Origin of the sequence: Psychroflexus sp. MES1-P1E (assembly GCF_002836055.1) — a bacterium.
Taxonomy (GTDB): domain Bacteria; phylum Bacteroidota; class Bacteroidia; order Flavobacteriales; family Flavobacteriaceae; genus Psychroflexus.
In genome coordinates this window covers 1-15,635 of sequence record NZ_PJBS01000330.1, presented here as the reverse complement: position 1 = coordinate 15,635, position 15,635 = coordinate 1, and the positions used below count along the sequence as shown (strand labels likewise).

Annotated in this window: 12 protein-coding genes and 3 pseudogenes; 8 read left to right on the top strand and 7 right to left on the bottom strand. The window is 33.3% G+C overall.

Annotated features, from left to right (window positions below; all coding sequences use genetic code 11):
• Positions 1 to 547: T9SS type A sorting domain-containing protein (locus CXF67_RS14710; RefSeq protein ID WP_145990478.1), on the top strand; the 547-nt coding region annotated here is incomplete at its 5' end.
• Positions 548 to 558: 11 nt separating this feature from the next.
• Here CXF67_RS14710 and ytxJ read toward each other — a convergent pair.
• The 6 genes and pseudogenes from ytxJ to CXF67_RS18920 all read right to left on the bottom strand — a co-directional run.
• Positions 559 to 825, bottom strand: a complete 267-nt coding sequence (gene ytxJ / locus CXF67_RS14705) for a bacillithiol system redox-active protein YtxJ (protein WP_257984704.1) — start codon at positions 823 to 825, stop codon at positions 559 to 561.
• Positions 826 to 1,253: 428 nt separating this feature from the next.
• Complete coding sequence (locus tag CXF67_RS14700) at positions 1,254 to 3,272, bottom strand: T9SS type A sorting domain-containing protein (protein WP_102089428.1); 2,019 nt, start codon at positions 3,270 to 3,272, stop codon at positions 1,254 to 1,256.
• Positions 3,269 to 3,574, bottom strand: a complete 306-nt coding sequence (locus tag CXF67_RS14695; RefSeq protein WP_102089427.1) for a hypothetical protein — start codon at positions 3,572 to 3,574, stop codon at positions 3,269 to 3,271. Before CXF67_RS14695 ends, CXF67_RS14700 begins: the two co-directional genes overlap by 4 nt.
• 662 nt (positions 3,575 to 4,236) lie before the next feature.
• Positions 4,237 to 4,581 carry a DUF3024 domain-containing protein gene (locus tag CXF67_RS14690; protein ID WP_102089429.1) on the bottom strand — a complete coding sequence of 115 codons (345 nt, stop codon included), beginning with the start codon at positions 4,579 to 4,581 and terminating at the stop codon, positions 4,237 to 4,239.
• Between the two features lie 138 nt (positions 4,582 to 4,719).
• On the bottom strand, positions 4,720 to 6,285 hold the full coding sequence (locus CXF67_RS14685) for a GMC oxidoreductase (protein WP_102089426.1): 1,566 nt from the start codon (positions 6,283 to 6,285) through the stop codon (positions 4,720 to 4,722).
• Between the two features lie 441 nt (positions 6,286 to 6,726).
• Positions 6,727 to 7,194 (bottom strand): annotated as a pseudogene (locus CXF67_RS18920) (ATP-grasp domain-containing protein); the annotation flags it as partial.
• A 572-nt stretch (positions 7,195 to 7,766) separates the two neighbouring features.
• Here CXF67_RS18920 and CXF67_RS14675 point away from each other — a divergent pair.
• The 4 genes and pseudogenes from CXF67_RS14675 to CXF67_RS14660 all read left to right on the top strand — a co-directional run.
• The gene (locus CXF67_RS14675; RefSeq protein ID WP_102089425.1) at positions 7,767 to 8,423 is read left to right on the top strand and encodes a DUF4331 family protein; all 657 of its coding nucleotides are present in this window, start codon (positions 7,767 to 7,769) and stop codon (positions 8,421 to 8,423) included.
• A gap of 69 nt (positions 8,424 to 8,492) precedes the next feature.
• Complete coding sequence (locus CXF67_RS14670; protein ID WP_102089424.1) at positions 8,493 to 9,074, top strand: DUF4331 family protein; 582 nt, start codon at positions 8,493 to 8,495, stop codon at positions 9,072 to 9,074.
• Positions 9,075 to 9,176: 102 nt separating this feature from the next.
• The gene (locus CXF67_RS14665; protein WP_102089423.1) at positions 9,177 to 10,457 is read left to right on the top strand and encodes a tetratricopeptide repeat protein; all 1,281 of its coding nucleotides are present in this window, start codon (positions 9,177 to 9,179) and stop codon (positions 10,455 to 10,457) included.
• 2 nt (positions 10,458 to 10,459) lie between these two features.
• Positions 10,460 to 11,497: pseudogene (locus CXF67_RS14660) on the top strand (TonB-dependent receptor plug domain-containing protein); the annotation flags it as partial.
• On the opposite strand, the pseudogene yaaA reads toward CXF67_RS14660, so the two are convergent.
• Positions 11,490 to 11,615: pseudogene (gene yaaA / locus CXF67_RS18915) on the bottom strand (peroxide stress protein YaaA); the annotation flags it as partial. The pseudogenes CXF67_RS14660 and yaaA overlap by 8 nt on opposite strands.
• A 200-nt stretch (positions 11,616 to 11,815) precedes the next feature.
• Here yaaA and CXF67_RS14655 point away from each other — a divergent pair.
• Genes CXF67_RS14655 through CXF67_RS14645 form a run of 3 tightly spaced genes read left to right on the top strand, consistent with a single transcriptional unit; the run spans position 11,816 to position 15,142 of the window.
• Positions 11,816 to 13,567 (top strand): T9SS type A sorting domain-containing protein, encoded by a 1,752-nt coding sequence (locus CXF67_RS14655; RefSeq protein WP_102089422.1) that lies wholly within the window; start codon positions 11,816 to 11,818, stop codon positions 13,565 to 13,567.
• A gap of 12 nt (positions 13,568 to 13,579) precedes the next feature.
• Entirely contained in the window at positions 13,580 to 14,383 is an 804-nt protein-coding gene (locus CXF67_RS14650) for a GLPGLI family protein (RefSeq protein ID WP_102089421.1), read from the top strand.
• 9 nt (positions 14,384 to 14,392) lie between these two features.
• Positions 14,393 to 15,142 (top strand): GLPGLI family protein, encoded by a 750-nt coding sequence (locus CXF67_RS14645; protein WP_257984703.1) that lies wholly within the window; start codon positions 14,393 to 14,395, stop codon positions 15,140 to 15,142.
• Positions 15,143 to 15,635 lie beyond the last annotated feature (493 nt).

The following is a 15,635-nucleotide window of genomic DNA, read 5'->3' as shown; positions in this document are numbered from 1 at the left end:
ATCTAATGGAAATTATTTAGCTATCGAAAAAAGGCCTTTTCCTACAAACGAAGATGTATTTAGTTTTTGGATTGGCAATTACAGAGATATCGATTATACCATGAAAGTTGAAGTTGAAGACATGCCAGATTATGATATCTTTTTAAAAGATACTTACACTGAAGTAGATCATCAATTAAATGAAGGTGAAAACGATATTGCTTTTAGCATTGACTCTTCAATCCCAGCTTCTGTAAATTCAGATCGATTTAAAATTCAGTTTGAGAAAACCACCCTAGGTACATCACAAAATGAGAGGATAGCTAGCTCACAGCTTTATCCAAATCCTTCAAATTCTGGATATGCTTATGTCAAACATAATCCAGACTTCAACAACGAACTAAAGGTTTCAGTTTTCAATATACTAGGACAAACTATAGAAATCCCAAAAGACCGCTTATCTTCTTCAGAACTAAAACTGAATACAAGCAGTCTTAACTCTGGAATTTACCTAGTTAAGTTGACCTATCAAACTCAGACTACTACTCACAAATTAATTATAGAGTAGCTAAACTCAAACTACGAAGGTAACAACTCTTTGATGTTTGATATTCGTATAGCTGAATGCGAAGCATGATGCACGACCTCCTTATTTTGAATCACTAAAATTTGAGGAGATTGGTGCAAAACTTGAAAACGAGGGGTAATTTCGTTAGAGATATTTCTATTAGCTATTAAATCAAGATATAACATTTCAATATGTTCATTGGTAAAATCTATGTTATTTTGAAACTGGTGCCAAACCATATTGCTGATTCCACAAGACACTGAATGCTTAAATATCACAACTAGTTTTTCTAACAATTAAGGTTAACGTTTCTGATAGATTTGAAAAGTAGAAACTTCTTAAGATTCGAATAGGCTAGACTTTGTGATCAAAGATTTATTAGAGGATTGGAAATCTTTTTTAAAACTAGTAGTGCTGGTATTAAACAAAAACTTTAAAACTACCTTGAGGTAGCGCAAATCCTAAATAGGTATTATTATTTTGCAAGACCTAATCAGGGGTACAAGCGAAAACCTATACGGGCTGATAAGACAATATTTTACCTAAAAAAACAGACTTTACAAAAATTACTGATTGCTAAAAAAAATACAAGGAAAACTAAATATAAGACCTAGAAAAAGGGTCAATTATGAAAATCCTATATTTGAAATGGACAATTTATTATTTAATCCAGAAGTTGCATTTATGATTTGAATCAAGTTATTCTTTAATTTAAAATCAATTTTTCAACATATATTGTGTTGGCAGTTTGTAATTCAACAAGATAAAATCCTTTTGATAAATCACTAATGTCTATTTGCTCTGTAGAATTATTAATGAAATTAATTTGTTTGACTAGCTTACCATCTGTGCTAAAAATTTTTACGCTCTTTAAAGTTTCCCCTGCTCCTTTTAAGTCGATATTTATTAAACCAGTTGTTGGATTTGGATATAAGCTTAAAAAAGCCAATTCTTTCTGTGGTGTTGTAGTGCCAAGTGTCATATTTTCAAAGCCTAACTCAAAGCGATTTACATTTTCTGATTCAGGAAGTATGGGGTCTAAACTAAAACTATATATGTTTGAGTTTAGGTTTAATGGTGTTCTTGTTTCTAAGTAATTGTCGATTAAAACGACCTCCCCTGAACTAGGTAGATTTTTAACATCAATTTCAAGGTGATAATCCAGATTAATTAAAATTTGATCATTATCCCTTGAATAAAACATGTATAATAGAGCGTCTACCATATTATTCTGTAAAGGGCGTTTATCTACCGATAAATATTCACCTTGATTTTGAATTGCTACGGATCCGTCTGAATTCCAAACTTTCGTCGCATCTTCTTCTAAGGTTGCTTGTTCGCTATAATTTGGATTGAACCTCAACGTAACACCATCTCTGAACACATCTGCGTTGGAGTCGAACATACTAACGTCTATTCTTAAATCGGTATCGGCACTAAAAATTTTATTGTTTTGTCTTTGCTCGTTTGTGCGTTTAAAGCTTTCTTTGAAAGTTAAACTTGGGTTATCAGCAATATTTTCAATAAAAAACGATTGGTTTGGTTGAAGATATTTACTATTTAGAGAAAAAGGTGTTGTACTTTGATCTGAAAGGTCTAAAGTTACATATGAGCCCTGTGATCCTAAAGTAGGATCAAAATAATATAAAAAGCTTTTACTAAGACCTACGTTATTTGAACTCTTAAGGAGTGCATCTAGATCCACTTCAGCATGGTATGGATTACCAATTAATGAAAATTGCTCAGTTGTGGAGGCAAGATTAGTTAAAGTAAAGTCACCAATATGTAAATCACCAATTGTTCTCAAAATTGTAGGAAAATTATTTTGAACATTATCTACCGTTAAGTCAATTACACGACTTCCTCTTACTAAAATAAGAGAAGCTTCACCAGCGTTCAATGTACGTTGGTCTGTATTTGGCATAACGCTATATTCCTGATCGCCATTCTCCCATAAAAACATTGAAGGATAACCGGTATTAGTAGCATCAAACCCCCTTTCTCCAGTTTCTGAACCTGTGATATGAATTCCATAACCAGGGTAAGGATCATCAAAAGTTCCTACTGCTGTCGATGTAACATGACCACCTTCTTGAAGATTAGCATTTATGGATTCAGGCATGGTTACAGAAGATGAGAAAAATTTAAATGCTCTTTTGGAGTCTTCGGGGAATAGGAGCTCGGTGATCACATTTTTCACCATACCACCACTAGATTCTTCTACAATTGAAGTTGTTAAGATATCAGGATTTATAAATGTTAAGCCTTTTGATATATTTTCGTTTGTATCTGCACCTGTAATTTCACTATCAGCATTTAATGTTCCACTAATAGATTTAAAACGTTCTAACAAACGCATGTGACCACGAGTAATGTTTGCAATGCCAGAGGTTTTATTAAGAATAATAAACGGAGCTTCTTCACCCTGTGTAGCATTAAATTGGATGTCTTGAGCTTGATTGCTTGAAGCTTCACCTGAACCAATTTGTAAAATTCCTTTACTGGTGCCATCTTGGTATGAAATAGTCGCATTGTTAATTAAGTCAGCATCAAAAATAAAGTATGATTCGTTCTTTAAACGTATAGTACCGTTATTTTCAATATCCTCATTTGAATAGAGTGTACTTTGATCTGAAACATAAACGTCATCCCCACTCGATATGTAAAATTGTGAATTACATAGAATGCTTGACATTATTAAAATTGTGAATAAAATATTTTTCATGTACCAAGAGTTTGACCGAGATTTGCTGTGCTTTTTTGTGCTATTAAATTGTCGTAGAGAGATATCAAATCCGCAACAGATTGGGTTGCACAGAATGTCTCAAAACTGATCCATTCTGCAGTGTTTAAAACTGGATGAATATCATTAACGGGAAATGTTTTCTTTTCTGACACCGACACATTATGAGTAAAATTATTATTTACAATATCACCTTCAGTATTAGAACTAATTACTGATGCCTTCAATGAAACAAAACTTATTAAAAAACTAATGATTGTTACTGTAAATAGTAAATCCTTCATAGTTTTTATGTGTGAATTAAACTCAAATTTATTGATAAGAAGGAAATAAGTATTTTTATTAAATGCTTACAATTCACTATTATTACTTTGAAAAGTCAGTATTTTTTCAATTAAATCGTTGCTATGACTTTGTTTGTAGTATTTATTCTATTGTTAAGTGTTTGCAGTATGATGGTTTTGAATTAATTTGATTGACAAGCTTTACAAGATTAAAAAAAAGCAATATTGATTAACTCTAAAGGTGAACGAGCCCTTATACCAAATTAAACCTATAATGTCGCAATAAATCGTTTCTTTTTAGCCTGCTTTTTTTCAAAGATAATTACCGTAACTAAGGCTATGCTAATTATCTTTAACTTCAATAAACCAAAAAATAATTCATTTTATTCATGCGACATTATAAATTTAATTTGGTTGGAGTTGATAACATATAAATGGATATTTTGATGAATTTTGTCACCAGCTCAAGAAGTCTAGAATTAAGAAAACCATCTCTCACAACCTTATTTGTAGACTGATAGATGAACTCAAAAATATATCATTCCATATTAATATGTACTTAAATATCAACCTTAATGAATCTTCTTAAATATAAGTGATCTAGAAAAGCTTTAAATTCTGAAAGTGAATTCTTCCATAATTTTTATAATATTTTCTTTATATTATCCATAAAAGCAGCCATATTGATCTTCTTTTATAATGTCGATCATCTTTTCTAAATGAGTTGATTTTGGAAATGGTTCGTAAAGTTCCCATTTTCCGCTTGCACGCATCCAATATAGATTCCATTCTTGTCTTGACTTATAAAATCTAATTTTAGCAAATTCCATGTGTTGAATTTCTTTCGGGTTGTCCCAAAAAGGTCGAATTTCATAAAGTATTGCAATTTTTCCATCATAAGAATACCCCAAATCGAGTTGTTCACGAATAACAGGATCCTCTGGTCTTAAAGATTCTACATAACTTTTAATGCTATTTTCGTTGATGTCGATTGTTGTATTTTTCATTCGGTTCATAGATTTGCAAGGTTTAATTTAAAAAATAAAGCTGAACTCAAACTTAAAGGGCTTAAAGTTGATCCCTGATGTTTGTCGATTTATACATAAGGGTATATTAGTATTTTATATATGTTGTCCTTCTTCAAATTAGCATACTTTTTTTATGGGTATTTGGTGCATGGCATGCTCTGCAATAGCAGTTATGGATAAGGAGGGATTTACTCCTGGATTTGCAGAAATCATAGACCCATCAATCACATAAAGGTTGTGATAATTAAAAACTTTATTGTCCTTATCGATTACCCCGGAAGAAGGATTCTTTCCCATAACGGCTCCCCCTAAAATATGTGCTGTAGACGGAATACCCGCCAATGTTTCTAAAGAAAAAGAGGTGCTTACTCCGCTTATCGCTTTGCGGTAAGCTTTAACTAGTTTTATAGATTCCGGAATAAAAGGGGTAGGAGCCTTTCCTGAACTAACGGTTGAAGTCATTTGTCCAAGAGCGTTTCGTTTAAATTTTAAGGTACTGTCCAGCGTTTGCATAAAAAGTAAAACAACTGTGTTTTTGGCCCAGCCGTTCACAAAATAAATCTTGAAATAATCAATGGGATGTTTTAAGAGTTTAATGAAAATTTTAAAAAGACGCGATACTATATTCGATCCCGTTACATAGGGTAAGTGAGCTAGCTTCCAAGCATCAGAGCCTTCACCATATCTGCAAATTTCGAGATGACTGTTTTCATCGGTGTCTAGGATACTTCCTATGGCAACTCCTTTTGAATAGTTTTTGTCTTTGTCCAGTCCGGTAACACTTACTAAGGTTTCATTGTTACTGCGGATATCTTCACCCAGTTTATCTGATAAATTAGGCAGGGATGTCTTTTTAAGCTTTAGCAGTAATTTTACTGTACCCAAAACTCCACCTGAGCATATCACCCCTTTAGTTTTTAGTGTCTTGCGTTTGCTGAATAATTTTGTGCTACTTTTTAAAAAGACGTTATACCCTTGAGAACCGTCGTTAGTGGCAACAGGTTGAACATCATAAACTTCATTTTCAGCTAGTATTTCTGCACCGTTTTTTTGGGCGAAGTAGAGGTAGTTTTTATCGAGTGTGTTTTTTGCATTATGTCTACAACCCGTCATACAGGCCCCGCAAAAATTACACCCAGAGCGTTCCGGCCCTTGGCCGTTAAAATAAGGGTCTTTTTGGGTCAGACCGGGTTTTCCGAAAAATACGGCTACACGAGTTGGAGCAAATTTCTTCTTGATGTCTAAGTTTTCGGCTACCTTTTGAAGACCCAAATCTCCGTCAAATAATTCTGGATTTTTTGTAGCTCCCAACATTCTTAAGGCTTCATCGTAATAAGGCTTCAATTCACTTTCCCAATCGTTTAAGTCCTTCCAGCTTCCAGAATTGAAAAAAGCAGATTTAGGAGTTGGTAAGGTGTTGGCGTAAACCAAGGAGCCTCCTCCAACGCCAGTACCAGAAATTATGGCGATATGTTTGAAAATGGAAAGTTTCATAATACCAAAAAACCTTAAAAAGGGTATCCATAGCCACTTTTTAAAGTTCCAGTTGGTTTTGGGGAAATCTTTGGCTTCGTACCATTTGCCTTTCTCAATGACTAAAACCTTATATCCCTTTTCAGATAATCGCAAAGCACTAACCGAACCTCCGAAACCACTACCTATGATAATATAATCGTATTCCATATTTTTTTCAGTGAAGGATTTATACTGATCTAAACCTATAATGTCGCAACAAATAGTTTTTCCGATACGAATTCGGCACAGGCTTTTTTAGCCTGCTTTTTATCAAAAATAATTACCGTAACTACCGCTCTGCTCATTATCTTTAACTTCAATAAACCAAAATATAATTCAATTTATTCATACTCCATCATAAATTTAATTTTGCATTTCTTAATTTTTATCTGTGTTTAAAATTTTTATCCGTGCTTTCTAGTAAGTACGAAGAATAAAATATATAGCCAGTTGAAAGTACCATTTAAAAAGCTAATAAAACTGATTTATTCCTTATTCTGTTCCTAGATTCTCTTGGCTATAAAATTTTAAAGGAATAACAAATAGTAACATTAGCGTTAACTTAATTTTATTCATTTTGATTTTGAGTCGATTCAATGGGTTTAAAATTCACTGTTTTAATACAATATACTTATTTAAGTTAGAGTGGAGTATGTCGTTTAACTCTTTTTCCTTCCCTTCACGGGTTTCAGTAAATAACAACCCAAAGGCAGGGTATTTATTAAAGTCGAATGTTCTGATGACTAAAATGTGTTCCAAATCTTGCTTGAGCTTATCAAAGTCAAAATGAGAAATTTCTAAAGGTTGAAATCCCGAAGCTTTGTTTAATAAAACAAGGCTATAAATTTCTCCCTTATCATTTTTAAAAACCTGCTCCCAATTTGGTTTTTTATTTTGAATGAAATAGTGGCAGGAATTAAATTTAAACGCATACCACGAAAGATCTCCAGTTGTACACCAGCCTCCAAAGCGTAGGGGGTTTATTTCTATGGGTTTTATGACGCCTTGCTCATTAATTCTGACCTCTAGATGTAGAGGGAAGTTTTTTAAATTGGCCTTTTTACCTATGGGTTTTAAAAAGGCTTCAGAAGGTCTTTCTGTAAATTCTCATATCCTTTGTCAAACACATAAATAGTGTTTTGATCACATTTCAGCTTGTCTTTAATTAGTTGGATCTGGATAGGGAGTTGAATAATTTTAAATATTTGAAAACCAGGCATAGTACTTATAATTTTATAAGCCGCTTCATTTTCAGAAATTCACTTTAAAAAATCATCAGTAATCAAGGAACTCGTTTTTAGAGTAGAAACAATTTTAAAATAACCGTTTTGAGTATAACATCTGTAATGTAGGGGAGGTCTATTATTATTTATCGATTCTGGTCTGTTTTTATGAAAGTCTTTTCAAGACCTAAATTTAGTAAATAGAATCAGTAGTCTTCGAGGTTTTTAAAAAACTTGAATTAGCAATTAATTTTAAAGAAAGTGTTTGCCTAGTTAGTGTACTGCATCTTCCATTTATTAGAGGGTTTAAGTTCCCTCACCCTAAGGAAAAAACAAAGTTTTATTTTAATAACACAACCCTACCAATCCTTTTTGCGTAAGTAATATTGAGACCTTAATTAATAATAAACAAAAATCTCAAAAATCATGAAAAAAACAAAAATTTTAATGGCAGCATCACTATTAGGTATTGCAACATTCGTTGCCATTGCAGCAGATCATATTGATGCACCTGCTGTAGCGGGTGGTACAAGTGATATTACAGATTTTTTTGCCTTTAGAGGGGAAAACACATCAAACATAGCATTTGTTGCCAGTGTACAAGGCTTATTATCGCCAGGAAACACTGCAGGAGCTTCGTTTGACGAAAATGTAATGCTTGAAATTAACATTGACACAGACGGCGACACTGTAGAAGATCTGGTTATCCAAGCCATTCCTAGAGATGGTCGGATGTATTTCTTTGGACCTAGTGCTCCAAGTCAAACAGGATTGAACACTAATTTTTTATCAACATCCACAACTAGTTCTGGTGTAGTTGATATTACCAATTACGGAGAATCCGCAATTGTTGAAGAATTAGGTGGAATGAAATTTTTTGCAGGTCCAAGAGATGATCCTTTCTTTTTTGATTTTAACCAATACACGGCTATCATCAATGGAGAAGCGGGTGGATTTAACAGCCCTGGAGATGACACCTTCGCAGGTTCAAACGTTTTATCTGTTGTTGTTGAAGTGCCAAAGTCTATGATTGGCGGATCTGGTTCTATCAATACTTGGGTAGAATCTAAAAGAAAACAATAACCTACACTAATTAAATTTTTATAGCCAAAGCGTTTCAAGGGCAATCAATTAATAATAAAAACAATTCACATGAAATTTAATAAAATAAAATTATTTGCTATTGCGATTTTAGCTTCCATGACCGCTATCAATTGCAGTAACGACGACGATGAAATAATTACGGATATGTCTTCAGAACTAGATTTTTCTGGAACTTATATTCAGGAAGACCAAATGGCAAGACCAGCAATTAATACCGTATTTGTAAATTCCGGTATGAAAGATGCTTTTAATACAACAGTGCCCTCACAAATGGGAGCGATGTATCAAGAGGCCTTTCAAACTAAATTAGAAACGTTAAGCCCTGCATATGATCCAGAAAGTCCTAGTGATGCCAATGCCTTAGGACTTACAGCTTCTCAATTTACGGGAGTTTTAGCTACAGATGTGCTTACGGTTTCTTTAGATAATCCAACAACCTTTTTCGATGGTACAAATGTATTAACAGGCAGAGCATTAGCCGATGACGTTATCGATGTAGAATTGATACTCATATTTGGTGGTGAAATGGGATTATCCGATCCGGAATTCCCAGGATTGGTAAGTGATAACGTAAGTTCTAATGATAAAGAATTTTTACCTTCTTTCCCTTACTTAGCTTCACCTTGGTAAGATGATAAGAAGAGTCTGGAATGGGGTCGCAAGGTCTCATTTCAGATTATTATTTAATGCCAAAAAAGCGAAAGAATAAGTCACTTCAAAAAATAAACTATCATGCTTATTAAAAAAATACTCTCGGTTATTATTGTTATTCTATCACTAGTAGGTTGTACCTCTAATCAAGTTACAAATGAAGCTGATTACAGCCCATACCTTTCTACCAAGATAAACTCTTCAAAACTCCTAGAGGATGTAAATTTCTGGACCGATAGAATAGATAAAAGTTCGAGCGCTTATACTTATTTGGTAAAACGTGCAAATGCACATACCAAAGTGTTCAGCACTACAGGACATATTGACCACTTAATCAAAGCTGAACAGGACCTCATTGAGGCCAATAAAATTGTAAAGGATAGCGATGCAGGACTTTTGAAAAATCTTGCCACAAATTACATTTCACAACATAGATTTAGAGAAGCTTTAGAATTACTTCTAAAAGCCAAGACCAATGGCGAAAACCTTAATGGGACAAAGAAAATGCTATTCGATGTGCACTTAGAATTAGGGAACTACATCTATGCAGAATCTTACCTAAAAGACCTAAAAAACACTTCAGATTTCGATTATTTCATTCGATCTGCAAAATGGGAAGACCATAACGGAAACTTAGAAAGTGCCATCCTACAGATGGAAAAAGCAACTGCAATTGCAGAATCTTCAAACCTAAAAGGTATAAAGCAATGGGCTTATACCAACCTAGCAGACTTCTATGGTCATGCAGGTAAAATTGATAAATCCTACACCTATTTTTTGAAGGCGCTAGCCTTAGATCCAAACGATGCATATGCTAAGAAAGGTATTGCTTGGATCATATATTCTCACGAAAAAAAACCAAAGGAAGCCTTGAGTATACTCAACCATGTAACGTCCTATTACAACTCACCAGATTATGACCTTTTGAAAGCTGAAATTGCTGAATATACAAACGATGGAGATTTAAAATCAAAAGCATTAGAGTCGTATGTAAATACAGTGAAAAATGCGCAGTATGGCGAAATGTATAATAAATATAATGTCGCACTATATTCTGAAGATTTAAATCAACCAGAATTAGCACTAGAAATCGCCAAGCGCGAAATAGAAAATAGACCAACACCTCAGTCTTACGATCTATTAGCTTGGAGTTACTTTAAAACTGGTGATATAGAAAAAGCAAATGACATTATAGAAGCTCATGTGGAAGGACAGGCCTCTGAGCCAGAAGTATTATACCATATTGCTGAAATTTACAAAGCTGCTGGTAAAACCGATAAGGTTGCACCTATAAAAGAAGAATTAATAGCTAGTTTATATGAGTTGGGTCCAACCATGGTTGCTAAAATTAACCAACTATAGGTATGAACATGCGGATTTTAGTAGCTTTTATAGTGGGCTGTTTTTCATTTATGACTCATGCCCAAGAGCTAAAGGGGAGTGTTGTAAATGAGCTTAACCAGCCGTTAGAAGACGTTTATGTGTATAATATCAATTCAGAAAGTCATACCCATACCTCAGAGAATGGAGTGTTTATAAGTACGAACACCAAAGTAGCAGATTCTATTAGAGTTCGTTTATTGGGTTATAAAACCAGAACGATTCAAGTTGAAAATACCACAGATTTAAAAATCATATTAGAAGAAAAAACCTTTCAATTGGATGAGATGGTGATTACGGAAGAATTAAACCCCGTGAGTACCATTTCGAGATTAGACTTGAAGCTGACTCCCGTAAATTCATCTCAAGAAGTCTTACGAAAAGTACCAGGTCTGTTTATTGGTCAGCATGCTGGTGGTGGAAAAGCAGAACAGATTTTTCTTCGTGGTTTTGATGTCGACCATGGGACAGATGTTTCCATTTCAGTAGATGGTATGCCAGTAAATATGGTATCTCATGCTCATGGACAAGGGTATAGCGATTTGCACTTTGTTATTCCAGAAACCATCAATAAAATTGATTTTGGCAAAGGAGGGTACTATGCTCAGGAAGGTGATTTTAATACAGCGGGTTACGTCAACTTTAAAACCAAAGACTATTTAAAAGAAAGTAGCATTTCAGCCTCGGCAGGTCAGTTCAATACTCTTAGAACGGTTGGTTTATTTGACCTTATAGAAAACACTAAAAACCAGAATGCTTATGTAGCTTTAGAATATATAGCGACAGATGGTCCTTTTGAATCTCCACAGAATTTCAATCGCTTAAATTTATTTGGAAAGTACGTCATATACTCTCCCGAAAATGATAAGCTAACCTTAACAGCATCACATTTTACAAGTCGCTGGGACGCGTCGGGGCAAATCCCACAGCGTGAAGTCAATAACGGCAACATTACACGTTTTGGCGCGATAGACGACACTGAAGGAGGTGAAACCGAACGTACTAACTTTAATGTGATGTTCGCTCTAACTTCGTATTAAGCGTTTCGGCTTGTTCTAAAAATTGAGGTTGAGTACCACGAGTGGTGGGTAATTTTGTTTCGTAATTAAGAGATTTTGCGGGAGATACTACAATTTTCATAAAAAAATAATTTATTTTAAATTTACTAACATTAATAGGTTTTAAGAATTTTTGCCATCGATTTTCAATAAGAATTCATCAATTTTATTGATTCTTGAATTCAACACATAAATGCAACTTTTAGATTTGAATTTTAACTTTTAAATCCTTTTTATCCTTTTTTTAGTATTTATATTTAAGAAACTAAAAACAATATTATTATGAAATTAAAAAAACTACTTATTTTAGGTCTTTCGGTGTTATGCAGTACAACACTTTTAGCACAAAAGAACCTAGGTAAACAAGCAACTTTAAATGAAGACGGTACTATTAGTGTTTCCGAAGTTGAAATACCACAAACCAGAAATGCCAACCAAGGAGGTGATGCACTTTTTACTTTTGATAGACCTGCAAATCCATCTATTAAAAACTCTAGAGGAGTAACATTAGCAGATTTAAATGATGACGGTGTTGAAGAAATCATCTTTGGGGTAAACACAACCCTTTTTGCTTTAAACGGAGATGGCTCTATATTTTTTGAAAAAACAGTAGAAGGCCCTATATTATTACCACCATCTATTGCAGATCTTGATGACGATGGCTCACCAGAAATTATTATAAACACGGGCTATCCAACAACAGTGGGTAGAGTTTATGTAAAAGATAATAATGGAGATGATCTCGCGGGATGGCCTATTACTTTTAATGACAAATGGATGATAAATGCACCGGCCATTGCAGATGTAGATGGAGATGGTACGTTAGATATTGTTACTGGAGAGCGTTTTGCTAGTGCGCAGGGTTTTGTACACGCACTAAATATAGATGGTACAGAAATTAATGAAAACTGGCCCGTAGAAATTCCTGCAACTCCAGCTTTTACTCCTTCTATAGGTGATATAAATAATGATGGTAGTAATGAAGTTGTTATTGCAGCATCTTCTGCGGGCATGTATGTTTTTAATAGTCAAGGCGAAATTCTTGATGGTTTTCCTTTAGTGCAAGCTGGGGTTAATTATTCTTATCAATCGCCTATGCTTGTAGATTTAGACAGTGATGAAACGCTTGAAATTATTGGGTCTAATCACGGTGATAATGCTGCATTTTATGTTTTAAATCACGATGCGACTTATGCGCCAGGTTGGCCTATAGCTTTAGGTGGTTGGACGTATGCTCCTTCTACAGTTGCAGATCTTGATGATGATGGGACATATGAAATATTCATGGGAGATAGAAATACAAGTGGTGATGGTACAGATTTACCAACCATTTATGGGCTTGCGCCAGATGGAACAAACATTACAAACTTCCCTATTCAAAAATATGGTGGTAACGAAGGTGTAATCACTATAGGAGATATAAACGATGATGGAGTTTTGGATATTATTATTTCTAGCACATTAACCGACGCTGCTGGTTTTGGGTACATTCATGCATACTCTTCAGACGGTAGTGGTGAGATAGATGGTTTTCCACTAAGACCAGAAGGTTTTACGTTTTTAAATGGTGCCGTTTTAGGTGATGTAGACGGTGATGGTTTGATGGATCTTACTGCAAATTCCCACTCCATTCTTTTTGGTGCAGGTGTTGACACATTCTATTTAAACACCTACAACTTAAATGTACCTTATGACGAGAGTAAAATTTTAAGCAATGGTTATAAAGGAAGTAATACACGTGACGGTCTTATTGCAGAAGAAGTACTAAACGTTAACCAGTTTACAAACAACCAAACATTAGTTATCTATCCTAACCCAACTAAAGGAATATTAAATATAAAATTACCTGTTAGTATTGAGAACGCTCAAGTAAATATCTACTCCATAGATGGTCGAGTAATTTTAAACGAAACGATTAATGTGGCGACAGACCAAACGTTATCGTATGATTTTAAACAACTAACCAATGGTATTTATTTTGTTTCAATTAAAGACGGCAAAACAAACTATTTAGGAAAATGGATTAAAGAATAAAATTTTAAAATTATGATCCAAAAATTTATTTTAGCTATAGTATTATTAATTTTAACTAAAATTGAAGCTCAAACTCAGTATGAATTAAGTCATAAGTTCACTTATTTACTTACATATCAACCAGATTCTACGGTTACATATAATAAACAAAGCGGAGAAATGTTTTTATTAACAAGTGAAAATTCTTCAGTATTTCAAAGCAAAAATGGTTATTTAAAAGATTCATTATTGCTCGCTATTGAAAATGATCCGAATGAAGAAATAAGTATGGCTGATATCTCAAGATTTCCTAAAACACAATTTCATTCTAAAATATTAAAGAAAAATTCAAAAGACAGTATAATAGTGTATGATAAAATTGTAACAGATAATTTTAAATATCTTGAATATAAAGGAAATATTAAATGGAAAATAAGTTCTGATACTCAAACTATAAATGGTTTAAAATGCCAAAAAGCAACTACCTCTTATGGAGGTAGAGATTATGAAGCTTGGTTTTCCGATGAAATACCTATTTCTGATGGACCATATAAATTTAGCGGGCTTCCTGGTCTTATAATTAAAATTTCAGATTCAAAAAAGCATTATGTTTTTGAATTAATATCTAAGTCAAAAATTGATCTAACATATACAAATCTAGAGCCTAAAAAAAATCTATTTTTTACAACTAAATCAGTTTTTTTTGATAGACGTGAAGATTTTAAAGAAAATATTATTGAAAGAATTGCTCAATCAGGCTTTATCATTGATGATAAATATAAAGCTGATGTAAGACGGAAATTAAAAAAAAGAAACAACCCCATCGAATTAGAATAAAACTATTTTATGAAATATTCATTTCTTTTCCTCTTTATTATTTTAATCTTTCCATGTTTTCAAGCACAAGAGTTAACCGATAATTTTAAATATAAAGCGATTTATAAGCTTACTTGGCAAATCGATTCTACAGATGCAGAATCAGTCCAAAGCGAAACCATGCTGCTTTTTACTGGGGGCGCAAGTTCCAGATTTTCCAGTGAAGGTCAGCATATTGGAGACTCGATTCAAAGTGCATATCAAGAGCGGGAGAAAACTCCACAGAGTTTTCGTGAGATGAGATCTAAAATGCCCAAAACGGAGTTTAACTATTATATAGGCAAAAATGTAGATTCCCGTAAAATCAGTTATAGGGAGAAAATAATAAAAGATTATTACGAATATATTGAGGACCTTTCGAACCTTGAGTGGGACATTTTAACTGAAACAAAAAAAATAGCAGGTTTTAAAGTCCAAAAAGCAAAAACAAATTATGCAGGTCGTCATTACACAGCCTGGTTTACTTCAGAAATTCCAATACCTGATCGCCCATACAAATTTAATGGTTTGCCTGAGCTGATTGTAAAAATAGCTGATGAAAAGGAATTTTATGTGTTTGAATTAACGGGTTTTAAAAGTTTAAAAAATCCTATTTTCAACATTGAAAATAAGGAAGAATATTTAAAAACTGACAAATCCATTTTTCTAGAAATTAAAGAGGAGTACAATGCCAACCCTATCGGTGCCATGGAGCAAATTGGAAAAAGAGCGAAGGGCTAAATTAAAAAAGAAAAACAACCCCATAGAACTAGAATAATTTGAGGCCATTTTTTTAGATAGTCATTAGGATTAAGAGAGCAACTATTATGAAATAACAACATTATAAACAAAAGTTAAAATTTAAAAGTTTAACATTTTACTCAGGGTAGTTATATTTTTTTTTTTAAAATTATAATTCAATTCAGTTTTTATTTCCAATTTAGAGGATTGAATCACATAGAGTTGCAACTCTAGCAGTACTGTTTTTCTTTGCCAGCTCATAAAATAAATTGGATTTATGAACTTTCAAATTGATTTAAAACAAATGTTTAATCGAACTCAAGGTTTGAGTTCTAAAATTTAAAATTATGAAACTATGAAAAAAGTTATTATTTTTATGATTATCTATTCTTGCACTTTTCAACTTACAGGGCAGAATAATAATGAAACATTTACTGCTAATTATAGAGTTACTTATAGGTTGGAATACTATTCCGATTCTACTAATATAGAT

Excerpts from the sequence above, each read along its gene's own strand:
- CXF67_RS14700 (WP_102089428.1), bottom strand. The coding sequence starts at position 3,272 with ATGAAAAATATTTTATTCACAATTTTAATAATGTCAAGCATTCTATGT.
- CXF67_RS14695 (WP_102089427.1), bottom strand. The coding sequence starts at position 3,574 with ATGAAGGATTTACTATTTACAGTAACAATCATTAGTTTTTTAATAAGT.
- CXF67_RS14690 (WP_102089429.1), bottom strand. The coding sequence starts at position 4,581 with ATGAAAAATACAACAATCGACATCAACGAAAATAGCATTAAAAGTTAT.
- CXF67_RS14685 (WP_102089426.1), bottom strand. The coding sequence starts at position 6,285 with ATGGAATACGATTATATTATCATAGGTAGTGGTTTCGGAGGTTCGGTT.
- CXF67_RS14675 (WP_102089425.1), top strand. The coding sequence starts at position 7,767 with ATGAAAAAAACAAAAATTTTAATGGCAGCATCACTATTAGGTATTGCA.
- CXF67_RS14670 (WP_102089424.1), top strand. The coding sequence starts at position 8,493 with ATGAAATTTAATAAAATAAAATTATTTGCTATTGCGATTTTAGCTTCC.
- CXF67_RS14665 (WP_102089423.1), top strand. The coding sequence starts at position 9,177 with ATGCTTATTAAAAAAATACTCTCGGTTATTATTGTTATTCTATCACTA.
- CXF67_RS14655 (WP_102089422.1), top strand. The coding sequence starts at position 11,816 with ATGAAATTAAAAAAACTACTTATTTTAGGTCTTTCGGTGTTATGCAGT.
- CXF67_RS14650 (WP_102089421.1), top strand. The coding sequence starts at position 13,580 with ATGATCCAAAAATTTATTTTAGCTATAGTATTATTAATTTTAACTAAA.
- CXF67_RS14645 (WP_257984703.1), top strand. The coding sequence starts at position 14,393 with ATGAAATATTCATTTCTTTTCCTCTTTATTATTTTAATCTTTCCATGT.